Source organism: Nostoc sp. KVJ20 (assembly GCF_001712795.1).
Lineage (GTDB): Bacteria > Cyanobacteriota > Cyanobacteriia > Cyanobacteriales > Nostocaceae > Nostoc.
The window spans coordinates 178080-199664 of the sequence record NZ_KV757622.1 but is presented as its reverse complement, the minus strand read 5'-3'; the positions used below and the strand labels follow the sequence as shown (position 1 = coordinate 199664).

The window sequence follows — 21585 nt, the reverse complement described above, 5'->3', positions numbered from 1 at the left end:
AGTTTAGTCAAAGGTAAGATGACCATCCTTTTGGAAACCGAACGCTTGATTATTCGCAGTTGGATACCCGAACGCGATGCCGAACAAGCATTTGTAATTTACAGTGATCCAGAAGTTACGCACTTTCTTGGTAAAGCTTCTCTTGTCACAAGTGTTGAGTCACAGCGTCAGCGTTTGATTGACAACATCGAGCGATCGCACCGACGCAACAATGGTACCGGTTCTTGGGCAATTGTCGAAAAGGAAACTACAACAATTGTGGGAACTATCCTTCTTAAACAATTGCCCGACAAAGATGGTTTACCCACTCAAGATTATGAGGTAGGCTGGCACTTACGGCGAGCTTCTTGGGGTAAAGGGTATGCAACAGAAGCAGGACAAGTTATGCTCAACTACGGATTTAATGTCCTGAACTTGCCATTAATTTATGCCGTAGTAAAGCCAGAAAATCATGCTTCCATCCGTGTAACTCAAAGACTCGGTATGAAACCAATAGGACGAACAAACAAGTATTACGGTATTGAACTACTCCTGTTCCAACTAGATGCGTCTGTAAGAATAGGGAATAGGGAATAGGGAATAGGGAATAGGGAATAGGGAATAGGGAATAGGGGGTATTAATTATTAACCAATGACCAATGACCAATGCCCAATGACAAATGACCAATGACAAATGACAAATGACTAAAAAGTGGTTCCGAATTGGGATGGCGAGTGTATTTATTCTCTCACTTGCTTTACGGTTTTGGGGACTGGAGCGATTTAACACTCTGGTATTTGATGAAGTTTACTTTGCTAAATTCGGTAATAATTACCTCACACATACACCATTTTTTAATGCTCATCCGCCGCTGAGTCAATATATTATTGGTATTGGCATTTGGATTGGTAGTCACATTCCTTTTTGGCACGATACTGTAAATGGGCTGACAGGTTCATTGCGATCGCCTTGGACTTATCGTTGGATGAATGCTCTCACAGGCTCATTTATTCCTGTAGTTGTGGCTGCGATCGCTTATCAGTTGAGTTACCGCCGTACCTTTGCAATACTTGCAGGTTTGTTCACAGCCTGTGATGGGCTTTTTCTAGTTGAGTCTCGCTATGCCCTGAACAATATTTATATTGTCATTTTTGGTTTGTTAGGGCAGTGGTTTTTATTATTGGCATTAGATAACCAAAATCGGCGACGTTCATTTTGGTTAGTTCTTGCTGGTATTAGTTTTGGTGCGTCAGTTGGTACTAAATGGAACGGTTTATGGTTTCTTTTGGGTGCTTATCTCATTTGGGTAACAGCATGGGTAATTAGTTTGATACATTCTTTTCCTAACTCCAAACTCGGAGGCAGGAGGCAGGAGGAAGGAGGCAGGAGGCAGGAGGCAGAAGGCAGGAGGCAGGAGGCAGAAGGTAGAATTCATGAGGTAGAAGGCGTAAGTCAGGAGTCAGGAGTTAGTACTTATTCTCCCTTAGCCCCCTTATCTTCCTTATCTTCCTCATCTCAAACACCACTACAAAACTTGACTCAGCTAAATATTTTTCAAATGCTGTTTTATCTAGGGATTATCCCAGCTTTTATCTACAGTATCATCTGGATTCTCCACCTTCAACTAGATAAAACTTATGGATTTATTGCAGTACATCAGCAAATTTTAAAGTTTCACTTACAGCTAGGTGGCAATAGTCCCAACGTGCATCCTTACTGTGCTGCCTGGTACAAATGGCCGTTGATGACTCGACCAATGGCATATTATTATCAAACAGCCAAAAGTATCACCGAACCTTTACCTGTAATGGGGCCTCCTTTGCCTTCTGGTGCTGGAAAAGTTATTTATGATGTCCATGCAATGGGTAATCCATTTCTGTGGTGGTTTGGTGTTGCTGCCATGTTGTTTCTAATTGGGTTACTGGTGTCGCAAGCCGTTATTTTTTTGGTAAAGGAAAAGCGTTTTTCTGTGCCTGCAACTCTGAGTGTTGATACTTGGATTGCATTGTATTTAGTTATCAATTATGCAGCTAACTTATTACCTTGGGTGAAGGTGACGAGGTGCGTTTTTATTTACCACTATATGTGTGCAGTGGTATTCGTCTTTTTAGCGATCGCTTGGTTTGTTGATCAATGCCTTCGCAGTTATTATCAACAACTGCGGGCGCTAGGTGTCACCATTACTTTTATTATTCTGGCTGCTTTTATTTTCTGGATGCCAATTTATTTGGGTTTACCTCTCTCACCTCACGATTATAAGCTGCGAATGTGGTTCAACTCTTGGATTTGATTAAAGAGACATTGGATATTGGGCATGGATTATGAGGCTAGCGATCGCTAAAAAATGTGTCGAACACACGCAGACGCAATTGTAGTCAATAGCCAAGTTGAAGTAAGTACAAGGTTAACATTTAAACAGTTAGCTAAATAGCAATTAAAGTAAGATTTAATACGTCTAATTCTATACGAGCAAGTGTGATTTATGGAATTGCTTTTGAGCGCTCAGATCACTGTATAGACGATTTTTTGGCTACCTGTAAAAGCTTTTAGGGAAGTTTTTAATTATACTAGCTTGATAAATTTTACTTGCTGTTTTTAATTTATTTATACAAAAAAATAAGAGTATTTAGTAATTATACGCAATTACTGTATTTAGTCAATATTTCATCAAAACTTATACAGTGCTTAATCTTCGGAATTTAAAAAGGAGATTTGTAGCTTGATGTATAAATAATAAAAAATACATAAAATAACATGCGCTATTAGTGTAATAATTTGCACGTGTAAACACTCATTTGGAAATGCTTGATGCATAATTTGTCAAGCATGGGGCATTTGTGGATCTAGATTTATAAAACTAGCAAATTCTGCGTATATGTCCGAATGTCAGGTCAGTTTTGAGACTAAATACTTAAGTGCGGGTGGTGGTAAGTGTTTAACACCATTTCAGCGGAAACTACTACTACAAAGTTTGGACGATAGTTTACCTGAATCCTACCGTCAACGAATTGAAATCATGTTGTTGGCAGATGAAGGGAAAACTCAAACAGACATCTGTCAAACCTTGGGATGTTGTGCAGCAACAGCACGACATTGGACACACATAGCTCGGACTGGGATGGCGCACCAATGGCAAGATTGCCCCATTGGTCGCCCGAAGGCTGTGAATGATCAGTATTTAGAGCGTTTGAAGCAACTAGTTAACAACAGTCCTCGCGATCATGGCTATGCTTTTCGCCGCTGGACAGCAAATTGGCTTGCGAAACATCTAGCAAAGGAATTTGGGATTGAGGTAAGCGATCGCCATATCAAGCGACTGCTCAAACAGATGGGATTATCCACACTACCAAAACCCAGTAATGCAGAACAAAGCAGTAACGAAAAGGCTACGAGTTCCAAAATCTTGATTAGTGACCTCAAATCGGCAGCTATTCCTGATAATTCCGAATTTTTACCTATTCACTTTACAAAATTAGGAAAAGATTTAGACATTTATGGCGCAAGATATATCTGCTCAGTTAGTTTCTCTGCAACAGTTCAACAATATTCTGGGTTATTCTCTTTCGACAGAGGAATTTCAACACTGTCTTGAAAAAGTTAAATTTATCAACCCAAAAGTCGGCAAATTCTGGCAAGGAACTGATGCTAAAGCTGGTATATATATTGCGATCGCTGGCAAAGTCAGGCTGCTAGATGGCGGCGATGAGTTAATCGCCACTTTGGAGGTGGGAGAGTCCTTTGGGGAATTTACCTTATTTAATGAGGGTGACTTCAGACCTTATGCAGCAAGGGCTTCAGTAAACTTGCAATTATGCTTCATTTCTGGAGAGGTATTGTGGCCACTAATGGCTAAATATCCACAAATTCGGGAGCATTTGTGGGCTAGGGCGCTATCCCGTAATCCCCAACAGGTAGATTCAGAGAACCCCCCATCTGACTCAAAACTGCCTCATGAAAGGAAAATTTTGTCAACGCCAGCAGTCGAGCCACACCAGAAAAAGATTAGCAAAGCCTATTTTCCCAACTCCAAGCAGCGAGTCGGGCATTTATTACAGCGTGTGATTCGGCGCTATCCCTTTTTTGCCCAACAGAGTGGATCAGATTGCGGTGCAGCTTGTTTAGTGATGGTGTCTCGCTATTGGGGGAAAAACTTTAGTGTAAATCGCCTACGGGATATCGCCAATGTTGACCGCAATGGCTCGTCGCTTCGGGGGTTATCGGCTGCGGCGGAAAGTGTTGGGTTTGCTACGCGACCTGTAAAAGCGAGTCTTGACCAATTGGCGAAGCAAAAATTGCCTGCGATCGCCCACTGGGAGGGGAAGCACTACATCGTTGTCTATGAAATCGCTGATAAACAGGTGATTGTGGCAGATCCTGGTATTGGTCAACGCACCCTCAGCCACCAAGAATTTCAAGCCAACTGGACTGGCTATACACTGCTGCTACAACCCACAGCCTGGTTGAAGGATGCCAAAGAGACTACAACTCCCTTTTGGCAATTCTTTGAGTTAATGAAGCCTCACTCTTTAGTAATGCTGGAAGTGTTTGTCGCTTCCTTATTTATCCAGATTTTTGGACTCGTTACTCCCCTATTTACTCAGTTAATTTTAGACCGGGTGGTGGTACAGCGTTCTGAACTGACCTTAACGGCGGTAGGGTTAGGATTGCTAATTTTTAGTTTATTCCGTGTAGCGATGACGGGGTTGCGGCAATATCTGTTAGACCACACGGCGAATAAGGTAGATTTGGCATTGATTGTGGGATTTATTCGCCATACCCTGCGGCTACCCTTGAGTTACTTTGAGTCGCGTTATGTGGGGGATATTATCTCTCGCGTACAGGAAAACCGCAAAATTCAACGTTTCCTTTCCGGCGAGGCGTTGTCCATCCTCCTGGATTTAGTCACTGTCTTTGTCTATTTAGCATTGATGTTTTGGTACAGTTGGAAAATGGCGTTGCTGGTGTTAGTGATTGTGCCGCCTTTTTTCCTACTAGCAGTGATTGCCACACCTTTTTTACAAAAGATTTCTAGGGAAATCTTTAATGCTGTTGCTAATGAAAGTAGCTATCTGATTGAAGCCCTTTCTGGTGTGCGAACAGTTAAATCCACAGCAGTGGAACAGACGGTGCGTTGGCATTGGGAAGAGTTATTAAGTAAGGAAATAAAAACTAACTTTTCCGGGCAAGTTATCGGCAATCGCCTGCAAGTATTCAGCAACACAATTGAAGCAGTGGTAACTACCGCCTTGCTGTGGTTTGGGGCGTACCAAGTGATTCACAATCAGTTAACTATTGGGCAATTGGTAGCATTTAATATGTTGCTGGGAAATATTATTAGACCTTTCCAACGATTAACAGTTTTGTGGAATCAATTGCAAGAAGTTGTGATTGCAGTGGAACGCATTAATGATGTGTTGGATGCCGAACCAGAAGAGGATTTACAGCATCAGGCGCGGCAATCCTTACCACCTATTCAAGGTAATATTCGCTTTGAAAATGTGACGTTTCGCTATCACCCTGAAAGCGATATCAATGTTTTGGAAAATCTCAGTTTTGAAGTACACAGCGGGCAAATGGTTGCTCTAGTGGGACGGAGTGGTTCTGGAAAAACCACGATTTCTAAACTGGTTTTGGGGTTATATCCTCCCACAAATGGCAAAGTGTTGATTGATGGGCAAGATATTAACAGTCTTTCGTTGCGTTCTCTACGCGAGCAGGTTGGGGTAGTTGACCAAGATACCTTTTTATTTGGCGGAACGATTCGGGAAAATATTAGCTTGGCACATCCTGGGGCAACTTTGGCAGAGATTATTGAGGCGGCGCGATTGGCGGGTGCTGATGAGTTTATTAAAAAGTTACCTATGGGTTATGAAACCCAGATTGGTGAAGGAGGGGGGATGTTGTCTGGAGGACAGCGACAAAGAATTGCGATCGCTAAGGCGTTGCTAGGCAATCCCAAGCTGTTAATTTTAGATGAGGCTACTTCCCATCTGGATGCAGAATCAGAAAGGATTATTCAGACGAATTTAAACACAATTCTTAAAGGCAGAACTACCTTACTAATCGCCCATCGCCTATCAACTGTGCGGAATGCAGATTTGATTTTAGTGCTGGATAGAGGCGTGTTGATTGAGAGGGGGACTCACCAAGAGTTGATGGCGAAACGGGGACATTATTTTTATCTCAATCATCAGCAGTTGGATGTTGCAGGGTAAAACAAGAGGATCGGGAGAAAGCTTTTCTTGTTTCACCACTTCTAAAATAAAATCCCAAATCCAAAATTGATATCAGGAAAAATCATGCCAAACACATTGAATGGAAAGGTTCAAAGCCAAATCCATGAGGTAGAACAGCACGAGGAAATTTTAAGTAAGCAAACACCAGCGAGATCAACTGATGATTGGGCTGACGCGACGAAGGATTTACTTGATAGCTTGCCCCAGGTTTGGACTAGGGGATTGCTATATTTTTTAGTGGTATTTGTGTCGATAGTTTTACCTTGGGCAATGCTATCTAAGGTGGATGAAACGGGTTCAGCAAGAGGGCGACTTGAGCCAAAGGGAAAGACGGTTAGGCTGGATGCTGCTGTGGCAGGTACTGTTGCTGAAATTCGGGTAAAAGAGGGTGATTCGGTTAAAGTTGGGCAGACTTTATTAGTATTGGAATCGGAATTAGTTAAGGCGGAATTGCGGCAGGTACAGGATAAGTTAGAGGGACAATTAAATCGCTTTTCTCAGCTAAATTCATCTAAAAGTCAATTAGTTGTATCTTTGACAACGCAACAGCAACAAAATCAATCTCAACAGTTGGAAAAGCAGTCTCAAATTGACCAAGCGCGACAGAATATGAATGCTCTTAGAAATTCCTATGATTTACAAAAAGACGAAAAGTTAGCTCAAGTCAACCAGGCACGGCAAACTCTTGAGCATAGTCAAACAGCTAATAAATTAGTAGACAGTAGTTTGGCGAGTACCCAGCGGGAAGTTGAACGCTATCGCAGTCTTTGGCAGTCAGGGGTTGTTCCAGAAATTAATGTTGTAGATAAGCAAGATATAGCTAAAGATAAGCAACAGCTGTATGAACAAAATCAGTCAGATATTCAGCAAGCTAAACTACGTTTATTAGAACAACAGAGTAGTTATGAGCGGACTATTCGGCAAGCAAATGCAGATATTGAACAGGCACAGTTGCGACTCAAAGAACAGGAAAGGAGTTATCAGACTTTAACTCGCTCCAACAAACTAGCTCTGCTAAAAATCGACGAACAACAGAAGAATTTGGAAACAGAAATTACTACGCTTCAAGCAGAAATTGCTCAAACTAAGAGTCAGATTGTCTCGTTAAAGTTTCAGTTAGGACAACGAGAGTTAAGAGCCACCGTGAATGGCAGAGTCTTTCATTTACCGATACAACGGGCTGGCTCTATGGTGCAACCTGGTGCAATGATTGCGGAGATTGCCCCACAAGGTTCGCCTTTAATAATTCGGGCACAAATGGCAACAAATGAGAGTGGTTTCTTGCGAAGAGGATTGCCAGTAAAGTTGAAGTTTGATGCTTATCCCTTTCAGGATTACGGCGTTATGGAAGGAGAATTGTTAGAAATTTCTCCTACTACCATAGAGGTGGAAACACCTAATGGCAAGGTAGCAGCTTATGACTTGGAAATTGCCCTAAAACAAAATTGTATTCGCTCGGCTAATAAGTGTATTGTTTTGCGTCCTGGGGATACGGCGACAGCTGAGGTAATTGTGCGTCAGCGTCGGATCATTGATTTTCTGCTTGACCCGTTTAAGCAGTTGCAACAAGGTGGGGTGAAATTGTAAAGGACTTATAAATAAATATCTCATCCCTTTTGCAGATGGGAGAGCTATAAAAGGAGAGGTAAAATGCCACAAGTTGTTAAAATTACAAACGAAAATATTCTTGAGCAAATTAAGCTATCTTGTAAAATTCCATCCATAATTGAAGAGATTGTAAATCGCCATATTCTGGAAAATACCTCAGAAGATTTGGGTATTAAAGTAGAGGTTGCCGAACTTCAAAAAGCAGCTGATCAAATGCGTTTAGCTAACCAATTAGATAGTGCTGATGATACTTGGGCTTGGCTGGAAAAACATGGTCTGTCTTTAGAAGAGTTTGAAAAAATTCTTTACAATAGTGTGGTTGCTGGAAAGTTAGCTGTTCATCTGTTTGCAGATAAAGTTGAACAGCACTTTTTTGAACACCAATTAGATTATGCAGCTGTAGTCTTGTATGAAGTTGTCTTGGATGATGAGGACTTAGCGCTGGAACTTTTCTATGCTATTCAGGAAGGAGAAATGAGTTTCCATGATGTTGCTCACAAATATATTCAAGATCAGGAGTTACGACGCTCTGGGGGATACCGAGGAATACTCAGTCGTAAGGACTTGAAGGCAGAAATTTCTGCTGCTGTCTTTGCTGCTAAACCACCACAAGTTCTCAAACCAATTGTCAATTCTCAAGGATTTTACCTGATTTTTGTTGAGGAGATTATTCAACCGCAATTAGATAATAAATTACACATGAAAATTATTTTTGAACTTTTTTCTGAATGGATGAAGCACCAACGTGAACAAGTTGAATTCGTAAACCATGTAGCTTAGAGGATGTTTGAAAAGTAAGGTTATTCACAAACCACACTCTTTCGCCAGACACTTAGTTAAACTGACGTTAATAAAAAATCCTCCCTACATTTGAGTAAGGAGGATTTTTTATGCCTAAAGTTGTACGAACTTATCTCCAGAGCTTCTCTTGAATTTGAGAGATAACTCGTCCAATCAAAAATCCACACATAAAGAGCCAGAAATAGTTAGCCCAATAAGGCATATTTTTTAAAAAAAGAGGTTTACTAGCTTTGAAGCTTACGTTGGGCTTGGGAAATGACTTGACCAACTGCAAAAGCAGCAAGAAAAAGCATAACAAAACCCCCACGAGTAGCTTCAATTTCATTTTCGCTTAGATCACTAATGTAATCTACTTCATTGATATCTCTGATAGAAATGACTGTCATTAGTTACACCTCTTAATTCAAAAAGTCATTAATTATTAACTATGAGTTAACCCAACGATCAAACGCATAGCCTGCTGCTACTCCAAGTAGCACTATACAAACTGGACAACCACCTTTAACTTCGGTGATTTCATTAGCATTCAAATTAATAGCCGAGGATTGAGTATTTAAGTCTTCAATTTTGATAGTAGTCATGTTACAATTCCTCCCCTTGTGAATGAATAATTAATTCGCAGAACAGTGTTTTTCAACAATATATATCATCTGACATTTATTTATACAAAGTCAACAACTACTTAGGTAAATCCAGTTGCAAAATAGTACAATTGTGTCACATTATTAATTTTATATTTACTAGTTTTGTGCCAATTCTAAGTAGAGAATGGTAAGCAATTAGTTTTTTTATTATGAAGAGAAATAATTATCCATTTTGAAACTCTTTTTACATATAGCTTTCTGATTTTAGATTGAGGTAAATTTGATGAGAATTATCAAATGAATCAACTGATATTTTTCTAAAAATTTAAAGTATTGTTACCAAATCAGGGACAAAAATGCTACAGTTACATACAATATTTATTGTTAGAGTAAAGGCATCTGAGCTTTTTTAACAAACAACCTATTTTTTGCATAATATTTCTAGAGAGCAAAATAGAGTGCATTATTGATGCACTCTATTTCTCTTAGTTAATTTCTACTCAGTTGTTTTTGAGCTAAATTATGCTGTCTTAGGACTTACGCATAAGTTACAGGAGAATCAAACCGCAGAGGCACACAGAGAAGTCGGAGCGCTGGCTTGCGCCGATATGAACTTCGGTGGACACGAAGGAATGAGACTTAAAGAGGTATTTTGCGTAAGTCCTATTTTTTTCTAGATGACTTACACTTTTTTAAATAACCACCTAATCCGATAGCAAAGACAGAACCAAGAATGGTTGAAGGCTCAGGAACAGGTTCAGATGCAAAATAAACACCACCTACTACCAGAGGCCCATTATCTCCAGGCACAACAGGTCTTATATCTGGTGTGGTAAGAAATTGAACTACAAAACGCTCGTTAAGTGGAATTATTCCTGCTGCAAAATCAATTCGTGGAGCACTAAAACTTTGGGGAGTGGATAGAGGTTGGAAGGTAAAATCAGGATCAACATTAATATTGGTAAAAATGTTAGAAATACCAATTTTACTATCCCCATTTACATCGCCCCATGCTAAATCATCATCAAGAGTATCAAACCCAGGCAATAATATAAAAGAAATTGAATCTATAGCCAGTCCTGTATCATTTAGAAAATTTTGCTCTCCAGTAGTATCAGGAACATTCCAGAAAGTTAATTCTCCTGGTTGAAGATTGAATGGAATTCCCACCCCATCCTGGAAGTCTGGATTCAGCTTTGTAATGATTGGTTCGACTAAGATAGCAGCATTTGCTGGAGCTAATGACATCAGACATCCTCCTACCGCACCTGAAATCAATAATCCGATGTTTTTAGCTTTCATAAGTTTTGGTAATCTAGCTCTATGTTTGTTTTTACCATTATCTTTTGTGTGTATTTACCCAAAAATATAAAATAAATAAAATTTTAATAATTTATCTTATGGGACAAAACTGAAACTTTTATATCCCAAAATATGACAAGTAGCAGCTTATGCAAGCTTTCTGTTTGTTAGATTAATTAAAACCTCTGCTAAATAACAAAAAATTAAGCTGAGGTTGTCTTTAGGTTAATTTTTTATTTTTAAAATAGAGTAGAGAAAAAACATAAAAAATCAACCCGAAATAAAGCTTGAGTTGATAGATAATAAATACTCAATTTCCAGCATCAGACAATTTGTTCTTAGCAATTAATCAACTTTCACTTCTCACAACACCAGCTTCCTGTTCAATGCAGTCTAGCGCCTTCTTTGCTCTAAAAATAAGTCGCAAATAGGCTAACTGACTATTCCAAGCAGAACGAGGTAACAATGATTCTTGAGAGTCTGTAAAAGTTGTATTTTCTTCAGAAAGAGAATCAGTGGAAATATTATTCATAAAAATGTTTAATTGCTGGGACTAACCAAAAGATGGACTAACTCTGATTCTGCTTCCCACGATTGTGGCCATTGAATGCGATCGCTAGTAAAATGAAGTGGATCGTTTTCTGGCCAAGGGGCATTTATTGGTTCTTCAACTAGCCCAAACTCCCCATTGTCAAAAGGGCTTCCTTCCGCCTGACGCTGGAGAAACACTCGCTCCCGAATACCACCTTTTTCCTGAGTCAGGGCGCGATGATGACAGTAAGGATTGTTACCTCTCTTATCAAAGAAAACATGAGCAGTCCAACTGCAACCACCACGACAAAGTTCAGCAAATTCGCAAGACTTACAGAAACCCCACAAATGTTCTGTTCCTTTGGGAGTATCAGCCCCCAAATTAAAGCGTAGTTCTTCCGTTTCTTCAATAATTGTTCGCAGTGAATAATCACGGATGTTGCCGCCAGTATAGGCTGTTGTAGGTAGTGAGGGACAACCTTTTATCGCACCATCGGCTTCAATGCCTAAAGCAGACAATCCAGCACTACATCCTTGCCAGAACGACCAAGCATCTCCTCCCCGCAACAGTCGTTCATAGGGACCGTAATAACCGATATTATTTCCCGGTTGAACTTGCACTCCTTCCCGCTTTGCCTGTTGAGCAACACGAGCAATCATCGGATATACATCGAGTAATTCATAAGGTTGTAGCAGAATTTCACTATTATCTGCTGCATTTCCCATCGGTACAGTCAACTGAATTTGCCAAGCGAATACTCCAGCATCGCGGAGATGCTCGTAAATACAAGGAAATTCTGGTGCAGAGAGACGATTAATTTGAGTATTGCAGCCAAAGCGTATATCTGCTTCCTTGAGATTGCTCATGGTCTTAAACGCCCATTGCCAAGAGCCTTGTCTACCACGTAAACGGTCGTGAGTTGCTTCTAAACCATCAACTGAGACAGATACCACACTAATTCCTGCTTCCTTCATCCGGTGGGCTGTGTCTAAGGTGATACCATAACCCCCTGTGGTCATACCACATAACATCCCAGCTTTGGTAATTGCTTGGGCAATCTCCAGCCAGTCAGGACGTAGAAAAGCTTCACCACCAATTATGGTTACTTCTGTAATTCCCACTTCCGCCATTTGTTTGACTAAATCAAGGGCTTCTGCTGTGGAAAGTTCTTGTGTCCTTGTATGCCCAGCACGAGAGCCGCAGTGTTGACAGGCTAGATTACACTTAAGTGTAATTTCCCAAACTGCATAACTAATTCGCCGATAAGCCATAAAAATAGCCTCAATTCATTTTTCTAGAAAGGGACGAACAAATCCCCATCCGTCCCTAGAAATTTAATCTTTCCTAGTTGCAATAGAGGTTCCTTAAACTATGTCATCTACCCGAATAACTCCATACAACAATTGGTAGGGTGGCCATACAGCTCCATATAATGGTTGGATTTTGGGCTTACCAGTTAATCCACCAAAAACTGCTGCCAATTCTTTTTCACTTAAATCCTTGAGTTCAGCTTCACCATTTGCAGACTCCAGCAATTGAGCAGTATATTCTTCATACTCTTCTAGAGTGAAATCGTAGCCAGCAGCTTTAACTATCTGACTACATTCTTCCTTGCTATTAACGCCTTGAATTTGATTACGAAAGGCTTCATCATTTGCTAGCTTTTCGTAAAAAGCTTTCACATGTTCTAGAGACATAATCTTCTACTCCTGAAATTACTTAAGAGTTGGTAACTCTGTTGGAATATTGAACCAATTCATTAGATATATCTAATCTTCTAGGATGGGCATCCTGCCTGCTTTTGGCTACGGGCGGGTAAGACACCCACCCCACAAGCAGTAGTTGAGTATTTTTTATTTGGAAGCCTTTTAACTGGCAGCTAGTTTTGACACTTGAATTGCAACTTCAGACGGATTGTAGTTATCTGTAATCAGTTGTGGACAACGCATACAAGCTGCTTTCCCTTCTTGTTGCCACCACCGACAATCTCGGCGTATGGAACAGGGGGGTAGTTCTTCTGCCACTGGCGGTAACTTTTCTACAATTCGCATTGCTAGACGGCAATCTTGTCCATCAAAATGCTGGCAACCTTTAGTGGCACAAGCTGCCGCCGTCCGAAAAATTTCAGCAGGTGTAATTGGACTAGCTTTTGCTATCAGTTCATTAGTGATAGGCAAGGGCTGTTTAAGATAAGTTACACGGGGTTCTGCAACTGTTCCACTGATGATTCCGAAAACAACACTATCCTCAGATTCTGGTCTAGCACTGGGGCAAAGTGTAGTTTTATCAACGGTAATATCTTTCATCAATTGAGCCTCCAGTGGAGAGAATCTTTATGAATATAAGGGTTCAGTTGCTATCAGTCCTATCGTTGTAGGAATAGGAAACTTACCAAGAATTACGGGAACTAATTTTGATACTCCACCTGCAACACTTCTTGCTTCTTCGTCAGACATAGATAATAAAGTTTCTTCTGAATCCAAAACTTCATTCCGACGTGCCACAGCATTTTTCACAGCATCATCAATCAAATCGCTAATTTCAATTTGACTGTTATACTTTTTTTCTTTCGCTTCCATGTTGATTTACCTCTGATTTATTGACTATTGACTATTACTAATCAGTGTAATTGCCTAATATGTCCTTATCTTAGGAAAAAAGAAGCTACTCACTCTATATCTTAAGAACCCTAAAGTAGACAGAAATAAAACTTTTATGTCACTAAAAAACGATAAATTTTAATTCGCCCCTATTTTTCTGTAGGGGCATATATCATTTACTCAAGCTATAAACTATCGGATACCAATTCAAATTTGATATCTCAGGCAATTGCGATCATTAACTAAAATATTTATGTCCCGAAAATGTTGGAAATTGATAGAGAATGTCTAATTTCTAGTTACTTTAGATCAACTTGGGAAAACATATAATCTCTAAAATATCCAGATAAAAAGCTAGATTTGGCATTTATAGTACTATGCGATCGCACACCATCACTACTCTTCATTTACAACTTCTCGCCTAACAAACAAAGCCCGATAAACAGGTTCACCCTTTTTTTGCGTACCTATTTCCCTTTCTGTTGGAACTGGTAAGGGGTTTTCAGTTAACCATTCTCCTGTACCAATTTTCTCAAAATCTGGATTTTCCGCAAAGCGATCGCGCATTTCCACAGCGACAAATTCCATATCTGATTGCAGAAATACAAATCCCCCAACCGCAAGATATTTCGCTAAATCTGCCACTAATTCTGGTTGGACTACACGACGTTTCGCATGGCGGGTTTTAAACCAAGGATCGGGGAATTGAATTGTAACGTGTTGTAAACTTCCTGGAGGCAGAGAAGATAAAAGTGAGTGCAATGAGTTATTCACATTGCAAAACAAGTAGTGCAGGTTTGTTAAAGCCAACTCAGAACGTAACTTATTCGCCTCCACCACCAGCGGTTCCCGAATTTCTAAGCCGAGAAAATTCCAGTTGGGTTCTATCTTGGCCATATTCAGCAAAAACTGTCCCTTAGCGCAGCCAATATCTAGATGTAGTGGTTGATTTGGCTTTGCATAAACTTTTTCCCAGTCAAGGGGATTTGCTGGTGTTTGATACTTTTTACCAAGTGGATTAACATGCTGGCGGACTCGGACTGCTGCCAAAATTTGCTCTCCTTCACGTGAAAATATCCTGTAGTGCAACTCCAGGTTACAAGGAAGTCTAGCAAAAGTATGCCAAAAATTATCGGTCTATCATTCAATCGCCTATCCAGCAGAAAGTTTTTGACACTCCCACGACTATAAGCGGTGGGCTTTTTGCTCCAATACTTGTAAAGCAGTCTGAGTCAAATATGCCATCTTTACACTGTATTTTGAGGTTTTCGAGAAATTTATATTTTTGAAGTCCCTCATTTTGCATTAATCTCTAGAATTAAAATGCTTAAGCACATTTGCTCTAGTCATGGAGGGAGGAAACTTAAACAGTGGATATTTTAGATTTGTTTTATAAGGGCGGGCCAGCGATGTGGCCTTTGCTCATTTTGTCGATTCTGGCTTTGAGTGTGATTTTCGAGCGTTTGTGGTTCTGGTTAAGAATTTTGACTCAGGAAAAGCAAATAGTCGATCGCATCCTAGATGCTGCCCAGGATAATTGGCAAGTAGCTGCGGACATTGCAAGACAAGCAAGCCATCAGCCAGTTGGGCGTTTTCTTTACGCCCCTCTACGCTTAACAAAAAGTAATGCAGAAACCTTTCGATTAGCACTTGAGGCTACAGCAGAAGATGAATTGGCTGGAATGCGGCGAGGTGAAAAGCTTTTAGAAGCCGTGATTGCCCTCGCACCCCTGCTAGGATTATTAGGTACAGTTTTAGGTTTAATCCAGTCTCTGCGCTCAATTCGGATTGGCGATTTAGGAACTGAATCTACTGCTGGAGTGACTACTGGTATTGGTGAATCCTTAATTAGTACGGCAGCAGGGCTAATAGTTGCCATCATTAGTTTGGTATTTTACCGCCTATTTCAAAGTTTTGTCGTCAACCAAGTTAAAGTTTTTCGTAAAGCAGGGAATGAGATGGAATTGCTCTATCACCAGTCCCCGCCTGACTTTAGTAATATTACATCAGCAATTGTGCGGGAGAGTTTCACTCCACCTCGCAAGCCAGGAAAGACTCGGTTGCCTGAACCACCTGAACCCCCGAATGCACCTAATTAATAGTCAAAAATTCAACTCCGAAACCAGGCTTTATAGTGAGACATGAAAGTTAATCTACATACTCCAATTGAAGAAGTCCAAATTCAAATCATCCCTTTAATTGATGTTGTTTTTTGTATCCTGACGTTTTTTTTGTTAGCGGCATTACAATTTACACGGCAACAGGCGATAAATGTTGATTTGCCCAAAGCCAGTCCCAGTTTAGTATCTGGGATAACGTCACAGAGTGGAAGTCTGATTGTGACTATCGATGCCGTTGGCAATACTTACATAGAAAAACAGCCTATAAAACGGGAGGATTTGGGACAAACGTTAAAACAGTATCTCCAACAAAATCCCAGTGCTGTTGTGGTGCTGAATGCTTCGCGCACAGCAACTTATAATGATGTGATTGAGACATTAGATTTACTACGGCAAGTAGGAGGCGATCGCGTTTCTTTGGGAATTATTCCTGGCCCATCTCAACCACCCACAAGCTTACCAAACCAGCCTGCTATCCCCTCTTTCCCCATAAATCCTGGTGATACACCAGTTCCAGGTATCAATCCCGAAGGGAATCTTGCCCCTAAATTTCCCTTAGCACCTAATTCCGTACCCTTACCTACGGCGGTTCCTAGCTCACCAGCGCCTTAAGCGCCAGCACCCAAACCAAACAAGCCCAACCTACTCTTAAAAGATAATGTAGGGCATGGGGCATGGGGTATGGGGCATTGGTTATTAATTTTCTTCCCCTGCTCCCCCTGCTCCCTTACTCCCTCATTCCCCACTCCCCCTTCAAGCTTTGTGGCAAACCTAAAGATATCTAAAATAAAATTCGGTCAGAGAAAATTCTCTGCTAATTTATAAATAATTGGTTGAGCTTTAAAGATTTTTCCACCGATAAACTAAAGTAATTTATCACCAATTGCCATTCACGTTTCAGGGGTTGTGGCATGAATATCGTGACGCTTTTAATTGTTTGGGTAGTAACAGCTATCAGCTTATTGATAATTAGCAAGTTGCCTTTGGGAGTTGAAATTGAAACTCCAGGTAAAGCCTTTCTTTCTGCCGCAGTGCTTGGGATCGTGACAGCAATAGTTAGACCGATTTTAAGCCTCGTTTTTGCAGTACCAAATTTACTTACCTTGGATTTACTATCCGGCATTTTCACATTTATGATTGCCGTAGTTTGTTTTAGTATTGCGGCTTGGCTAGTAGAGGGCTTTCGCTTACGTTACGGTATTTGGAGTGCTGTGATTGGGGCATTTGCACTGACTATAATTAACAGCTTAATCTACAAACTATTGGGCGTCTAAAGTTAGGAGTTAGGAGTTATTCATAAATCTTAACTCTGGCAATTTTAGATTTTCAATTTTAGATTTTGGATTGAAGTAAAAATCTAAAATCTAAAATCTAAAATTGAATTACTCTTAACTATTCGTTGGAACTTGGTGGAGCAACTGGTGTAGTTGATTGTTGTTTACGTTGCTCGCGTTTTTTGCGATCGGCTGAGAGCATATCTGCCATCACTATCAATGCTTGCGCCATTTTGTCTAGGTTAGAACGGTATAATTCCAAATCTTTGTTGAGTTTGTCATCGGAGAGGTGCAGACCGGCAGCGATCGCTTTCAATGCCTCAGTGAGTTGTTTTTCGTCTTTGACTAATCCGGGATCTGACTGCTCTAATAACGAAAATACACCAATTGCGAACAAACGGTTGTATTTAAAGTTAGGATTATTGGCGATCGCTTGCAGTTGTGCTTGTAAGTCACCATCTCTATCTAAATAAGTAGTTTGGCCTAGCCAACCAATTAAATCTTTAACTGGCAAACCTTTAGCTACAGCTTGCAATCTTTCAGCATCCTGTCGAAATTGTTGCGGATCTTGTTCTATAGCCCGACATAGGGCGTTAAAAATTGATTCTTGATCCCGTTCGGGTTGATAGCCTTCCATGAAGCGGTCAAAAGTAGTGACGACACCCAAGGCATAAATTGGATTGTAGCTAAAATCGATATTTACTGACAGCAGATGCATTTCCACCATCAATTCTTCTACTACCCGACGATAAATAGTGTTGATCGGACGGGTGTGAAGATTGTAGAAAGTTCGTTTTGTATCAGAGACTGTACGGACGTTATTCACAAAGAAAAAGGAAATGTTAAGGGCGACGTATCTTTATTTTCTCGCTTAAAGGCTACTTTGCCAAGTTGAGCTTTTAGCTGGTGACAGTTTCATTTACAATGTAGACAAATCAGAAGTATTTTATAAGCTAGTAGCCACAGGGGATTAAGACCTTTTCTCCTAAAAAACTAGCCAAAAAAAATTATCATCCTTAATGATTCTTTTATCGCATTTATGAACTTCTCGCCACAGTTAATTGCTTTAGGTGAGTACCTAGCTGGTGAATTTGATAATCGGGAACAAGCCATAGCAGAACCAGTTTGGTATGTCCACCTGCGCTTGTGGCAAAGACCAGTTAATCTCTTCACAGAAGATAGTATTACCTTGTTTGCCGAACAGGCTAACGTTATTACCCTAGATCAACCTTATCGCCAGCGAATTATCCGCTTGCGTCAGGGGAGCGACTCTGACGCAACCGTGGAAGTACAATATTATATGCCTCAAGATCCAGGTGCATTAAGAGGCGCAGGTCATAACCCTGCTCTACTCAACACACTGACACCCGAACAATTGGATTTACTGCCAGGTTGTATCCTAACAGTTAGTCAGGAAGAACTAGCTTGCGATCGCTATAAGTTCACTGCTACCCCACTACCAGACACTCGTTGTAGCTTTACTTATCTTGGCAATACTGTGTATGTTTCCTTGGGTTTTGCAGCTACAGGGGCAGAATTTTATAGCTATGACAAGGGAATTGATCCAACTACTGGAAAAGCAACCTGGGGAGCGATTATGGGGCCTTATCGCTACACCAAGCGAAATCAGTATTGAATAAGATAAAGTTATGAGTCATGAATTTTCAATTAACTCCTAACTCCTAACTCCTAACTCTTTTCTAACTGGCAATGCTACGAGGTACACCTTCTAAAGCTTCCTCTTCTGTTTCAAAGATTTCAAAAACAGTATCCATCATCGTCACTTCAAACACGAGTTTGGCTTCTGGATGTACATTGCAAATGCGGAAACTACCCTTGACTTTATCAGCATCGCGCATTCCTGCGACTAAAGAAGTAAGACCAGAACTATCAATAAAATTTACCTGAGCCAAATTTACAACTACATGGCGACTGAGTTTGGAAATACACTCCTGTAACTTCAGGCGAAATTGCCAAGCAGTGGTGATATCTAGGCGACCTGCTGGTGTCAGGACAATAACGGTGTTTCCGTCTTGGGTTGTATAAGTTTTTTGGTCTATATGAATCACTAAAGCCCTCCCCGTGCCATTCCTATGTAAGATTAACTAGTTGCAGAATTTTCTAATGCTGTCACTTGAGATTAACAAGGTATAGCTAAAATTGTCACCTTTTTCTGCTAAGTGCTTAACTTTAGTAGTTTAACTCATCAAAATAGTGGAGAGTGGGGAGTGAGGGAGATGAGAAAGAGAAGATCAGGATCATAACTCCTGACTCCTAACTCCTGACTCCTAACTCAGCACTCAGCACTCAGCACTATTTAGCTGTCCAGTTGATCCAATCTTGAGGCTTAAGGAAGGTTTCATACAACTCGGCTTCAGGGGAATTGGGTTCCGGTTGATAGCCGTATTCCCAGCGCACTAAAGGTGGTAGGGACATGAGAATTGATTCGGTGCGTCCGTTGGTTTGCAGACCAAAAATGGTGCCTCGGTCATAAACCAAGTTAAATTCTACATATCTTCCCCGACGGTAGAGTTGAAAATTCCGTTGGCGATCGCCATATTCCATCCCATGCCGCCGTTCTACAATTGGTACGTAGGCTGGTAAAAATGCTCTGCCGCAGTCTTGCACAAAACCAAACAAATCTTCCCAATTGCGGGTTGCTGGTGTTCCCACCTGGTTGCTATAATTAGCCGCTTCTCCGTCGGGATTTGGGCCGCGATATAAAGCACCTTGACCATCTTGGTAATCAAAAAACAGACCACCTACTCCCCGTGTCTCGTCACGATGCTTGAGGTAGAAATATTCATCACACCACCGTTTAAATACTGGGTAATATTCTGGGTGATGTTGGTCACAAGCCTGTTTTAACGTTTTGTGTAAATGTGCCGCATCTTCAGCAAATGGGTAATAAGGTGTCAAGTCAAGACCACCACCAAACCACCAAACTGGCCCCGCTTCAAAGTAGCGATAATTTAGATGAACTGTGGGTACGTAAGGATTATGAGGATGTAGCACCATTGAAGTGCCAGTGGCATAAAAGCCATGCCCTGCTGCTTCCGGGCGTTGGGCTAAAATTGAAGCTGGCAAATGGGAACCCCAAACTTCAGAAAAATTTACACCTGCTTGTTCAAATATTGCACCATCTCGCAGCACGCGCGATCGCCCTCCACCTCCTTCTGGGCGTTCCCAACTATCTTCATGAAACTTAGCCACACCATCTAGTTTTCCTAATGATTCAGTAATTTCGTCTTGCAGCTGTTTCATAAACTGACTGACTCTAGTCTGAGCGTCAGGTGCTGGCAAAGATTTGGATGATACTGCTTCTACAGTTGGTGTTTGCGAGTTGGTCAACATAGATTCCCGAACCTAAATTACAATTTCCAGAAAGCCACAAATTTTTCATTTTAAAATTTGGGGGAAACACGCGCCAACAATCTAGCTCTATTTGCCCAACCCGCTTTTTCTTACTGGTTAAGCATTTATACGATTGATGGGCATCACTAGAGTTATTTTCCCTCAAATGCGTATAGGCTTGTATATTGAATTAGTTTTTTTTGAAATTCTTAATTGGAATATTCTGGTATAGAGACTAGATTTTAGTTCCAACCTTGAGGTATTAAGGCTTTAACCGTGCTACTCAGAAATTTTTTGCCATATTGCTGATATTGGCTGTTAGGGTCTGTACCGAATCGAGGCTTACTATGTTTAGTGAATTTTTGAGAAAGTTTTAATTTAGGGTTTGAGCGTAGTTGCACACCATACCAGAGTTACCAGAAAGTCTCTAGAGAGGAGGAGGATTAGGAAAATGCAAGGTTGGTTATCCAAATTCATCCACCGCAAACGTCGTCGGTTTTGCGCCTCTCTGGTGTGGACGTATCGAGAGATTAGTTCTGCTTCTGTAGATGAACTGTGGCAAAAAGTGGTTGACTTAACAGATGTTTCCTGGCATCCACAACTTAAGAGTACTAATGTTCCCCACGGATTAGTACCCAAACCAGGATTAATTTTTCAAGCTGTCACACGCTTTTCGCCGATTCCCATCAGAATTTTTGTGGAACGCGTCAATCCTAGAGAGATGCTGAGTATCCGAGTAATGGCAATTCCTGGAATTGAGGAAAGGGTGACTTATCAAGTAGAGTCAACGGTTTGTGGTACTTGTTTGTCTTATTCTGTAACACTACGGGGATGGTTATCGCCCCTGATTTGGTCTTTATCCCGTCCTTATGCAGACCGCGTTGCACGGTCTTTAGTCGAGGCAGTAGAAAAGACGGCATTGCCGGCGGTATCTGGTCAGAAAAAATCTCTTAATGACAGTTGTTTTGATTTTTAGGGACTGGGGATTGGGGAGTGGATAAGCAGGGAATAGGTTACAGGTTACAGATTATTCCCTCTCACCTGTCACCTCTCCCCTAATCCCAATGCCCAAAGAAAGTTAAGATTCTATTAGGTAATAATGCCATTGCTAAGTTTTATTACGGCAGCAACAGTGATAAAACTTAGCTGACCTTACTTAAGAAAGCATCCAGTTAATAACTAAGATGTTCTCCA

Annotated in this window: 23 protein-coding genes; 11 read left to right on the top strand and 12 right to left on the bottom strand. The window is 40.8% G+C overall.

The window, feature by feature from the left end; all coding sequences use genetic code 11:
* Window positions 1–18: 18 nt before the first annotated feature.
* The 6 genes from A4S05_RS17005 to A4S05_RS16980 all read left to right on the top strand — a co-directional run bounded on the left by A4S05_RS17005 (window position 19) and on the right by A4S05_RS16980 (window position 8604).
* Entirely contained in the window at window positions 19–576 is a 558-nt protein-coding gene (locus tag A4S05_RS17005) for a GNAT family N-acetyltransferase (protein WP_069070979.1), read from the top strand.
* A 104-nt stretch (window positions 577–680) separates the two neighbouring features.
* Complete coding sequence (locus tag A4S05_RS17000) at window positions 681–2270, top strand: dolichyl-phosphate-mannose--protein mannosyltransferase (RefSeq protein WP_069070978.1); 1590 nt, start codon at window positions 681–683, stop codon at window positions 2268–2270.
* 585 nt (window positions 2271–2855) lie between these two features.
* Complete coding sequence (locus tag A4S05_RS16995; RefSeq protein ID WP_069070977.1) at window positions 2856–3572, top strand: helix-turn-helix domain-containing protein; 717 nt, start codon at window positions 2856–2858, stop codon at window positions 3570–3572.
* Entirely contained in the window at window positions 3475–6195 is a 2721-nt protein-coding gene (locus A4S05_RS16990) for a peptidase domain-containing ABC transporter (RefSeq protein ID WP_069070976.1), read from the top strand. Before A4S05_RS16995 ends, A4S05_RS16990 begins: the two co-directional genes overlap by 98 nt.
* Before the next feature lie 84 nt (window positions 6196–6279).
* Window positions 6280–7803, top strand: coding sequence for a beta-barrel domain-containing protein (locus A4S05_RS16985; RefSeq protein WP_069070975.1), 1524 nt, complete (start codon window positions 6280–6282; stop codon window positions 7801–7803).
* A 63-nt stretch (window positions 7804–7866) separates the two neighbouring features.
* A complete protein-coding gene (locus A4S05_RS16980; protein ID WP_069070974.1) occupies window positions 7867–8604 on the top strand; it encodes a peptidylprolyl isomerase in 738 nt (245 codons plus the stop codon).
* 245 nt (window positions 8605–8849) lie between these two features.
* Here the strand turns inward: A4S05_RS16980 and A4S05_RS41685 are convergent, their stop codons facing one another.
* The 9 genes from A4S05_RS41685 to trmB form a co-directional block, all read right to left on the bottom strand.
* Window positions 8850–9011 carry a hypothetical protein gene (locus tag A4S05_RS41685; protein WP_176727025.1) on the bottom strand — a complete coding sequence of 54 codons (162 nt, stop codon included), beginning with the start codon at window positions 9009–9011 and terminating at the stop codon, window positions 8850–8852.
* A gap of 39 nt (window positions 9012–9050) precedes the next feature.
* Entirely contained in the window at window positions 9051–9206 is a 156-nt protein-coding gene (locus A4S05_RS41680; protein ID WP_176727024.1) for a hypothetical protein, read from the bottom strand.
* A 666-nt stretch (window positions 9207–9872) separates the two neighbouring features.
* A complete protein-coding gene (locus tag A4S05_RS16975; protein WP_069070973.1) occupies window positions 9873–10511 on the bottom strand; it encodes a PEP-CTERM sorting domain-containing protein in 639 nt (212 codons plus the stop codon).
* Between the two features lie 349 nt (window positions 10512–10860).
* Complete coding sequence (locus A4S05_RS16970) at window positions 10861–11043, bottom strand: hypothetical protein (RefSeq protein ID WP_069070972.1); 183 nt, start codon at window positions 11041–11043, stop codon at window positions 10861–10863.
* An 8-nt stretch (window positions 11044–11051) separates the two neighbouring features.
* Window positions 11052–12314 carry a nif11-class peptide radical SAM maturase 3 gene (locus tag A4S05_RS16965; RefSeq protein ID WP_069070971.1) on the bottom strand — a complete coding sequence of 421 codons (1263 nt, stop codon included), beginning with the start codon at window positions 12312–12314 and terminating at the stop codon, window positions 11052–11054.
* A 93-nt stretch (window positions 12315–12407) separates the two neighbouring features.
* On the bottom strand, window positions 12408–12740 hold the full coding sequence (locus A4S05_RS16960) for a Nif11-like leader peptide family natural product precursor (RefSeq protein ID WP_069070970.1): 333 nt from the start codon (window positions 12738–12740) through the stop codon (window positions 12408–12410).
* Between the two features lie 171 nt (window positions 12741–12911).
* Window positions 12912–13349 (bottom strand): nitrogen fixation protein, encoded by a 438-nt coding sequence (locus tag A4S05_RS16955; RefSeq protein ID WP_069070969.1) that lies wholly within the window; start codon window positions 13347–13349, stop codon window positions 12912–12914.
* Between the two features lie 27 nt (window positions 13350–13376).
* Window positions 13377–13622: a hypothetical protein gene (locus tag A4S05_RS16950; protein WP_069070968.1), complete on the bottom strand. Its 246-nt coding sequence runs from the start codon at window positions 13620–13622 to the stop codon at window positions 13377–13379.
* A 417-nt stretch (window positions 13623–14039) separates the two neighbouring features.
* Window positions 14040–14693: a tRNA (guanosine(46)-N7)-methyltransferase TrmB gene (trmB, locus tag A4S05_RS16945; protein WP_069070967.1), complete on the bottom strand. Its 654-nt coding sequence runs from the start codon at window positions 14691–14693 to the stop codon at window positions 14040–14042.
* Between the two features lie 320 nt (window positions 14694–15013).
* On the opposite strand from trmB, the gene A4S05_RS16940 reads away from it, so the two are divergent.
* The 3 genes from A4S05_RS16940 to A4S05_RS16930 all read left to right on the top strand — a co-directional run bounded on the left by A4S05_RS16940 (window position 15014) and on the right by A4S05_RS16930 (window position 17037).
* The gene (locus A4S05_RS16940) at window positions 15014–15742 is read left to right on the top strand and encodes a MotA/TolQ/ExbB proton channel family protein (protein ID WP_069070966.1); all 729 of its coding nucleotides are present in this window, start codon (window positions 15014–15016) and stop codon (window positions 15740–15742) included.
* A 42-nt stretch (window positions 15743–15784) separates the two neighbouring features.
* Window positions 15785–16375, top strand: coding sequence for an ExbD/TolR family protein (locus A4S05_RS16935; protein WP_069070965.1), 591 nt, complete (start codon window positions 15785–15787; stop codon window positions 16373–16375).
* 299 nt (window positions 16376–16674) lie between these two features.
* On the top strand, window positions 16675–17037 hold the full coding sequence (locus A4S05_RS16930; RefSeq protein WP_069070964.1) for a phage holin family protein: 363 nt from the start codon (window positions 16675–16677) through the stop codon (window positions 17035–17037).
* A gap of 118 nt (window positions 17038–17155) precedes the next feature.
* Here the strand turns inward: A4S05_RS16930 and psb29 are convergent, their stop codons facing one another.
* On the bottom strand, window positions 17156–17863 hold the full coding sequence (psb29, locus tag A4S05_RS16925) for a photosystem II biogenesis protein Psp29 (RefSeq protein WP_069070963.1): 708 nt from the start codon (window positions 17861–17863) through the stop codon (window positions 17156–17158).
* Window positions 17864–18076: 213 nt separating this feature from the next.
* On the opposite strand from psb29, the gene A4S05_RS16920 reads away from it, so the two are divergent.
* Window positions 18077–18673 (top strand): chromophore lyase CpcT/CpeT, encoded by a 597-nt coding sequence (locus A4S05_RS16920; RefSeq protein WP_069070962.1) that lies wholly within the window; start codon window positions 18077–18079, stop codon window positions 18671–18673.
* 64 nt (window positions 18674–18737) lie between these two features.
* On the opposite strand, the gene A4S05_RS16915 is transcribed toward A4S05_RS16920, so the two are convergent.
* Both A4S05_RS16915 and hemF read right to left on the bottom strand, forming a co-directional pair.
* A complete protein-coding gene (locus A4S05_RS16915) occupies window positions 18738–19106 on the bottom strand; it encodes an STAS domain-containing protein (protein ID WP_012411454.1) in 369 nt (122 codons plus the stop codon).
* 244 nt (window positions 19107–19350) lie between these two features.
* Window positions 19351–20391: an oxygen-dependent coproporphyrinogen oxidase gene (gene hemF / locus A4S05_RS16910; protein ID WP_069070961.1), complete on the bottom strand. Its 1041-nt coding sequence runs from the start codon at window positions 20389–20391 to the stop codon at window positions 19351–19353.
* 451 nt (window positions 20392–20842) lie between these two features.
* On the opposite strand from hemF, the gene A4S05_RS16905 reads away from it, so the two are divergent.
* Window positions 20843–21367, top strand: coding sequence for a polyketide cyclase / dehydrase and lipid transport (locus A4S05_RS16905; protein WP_069070960.1), 525 nt, complete (start codon window positions 20843–20845; stop codon window positions 21365–21367).
* Window positions 21368–21585 lie beyond the last annotated feature (218 nt).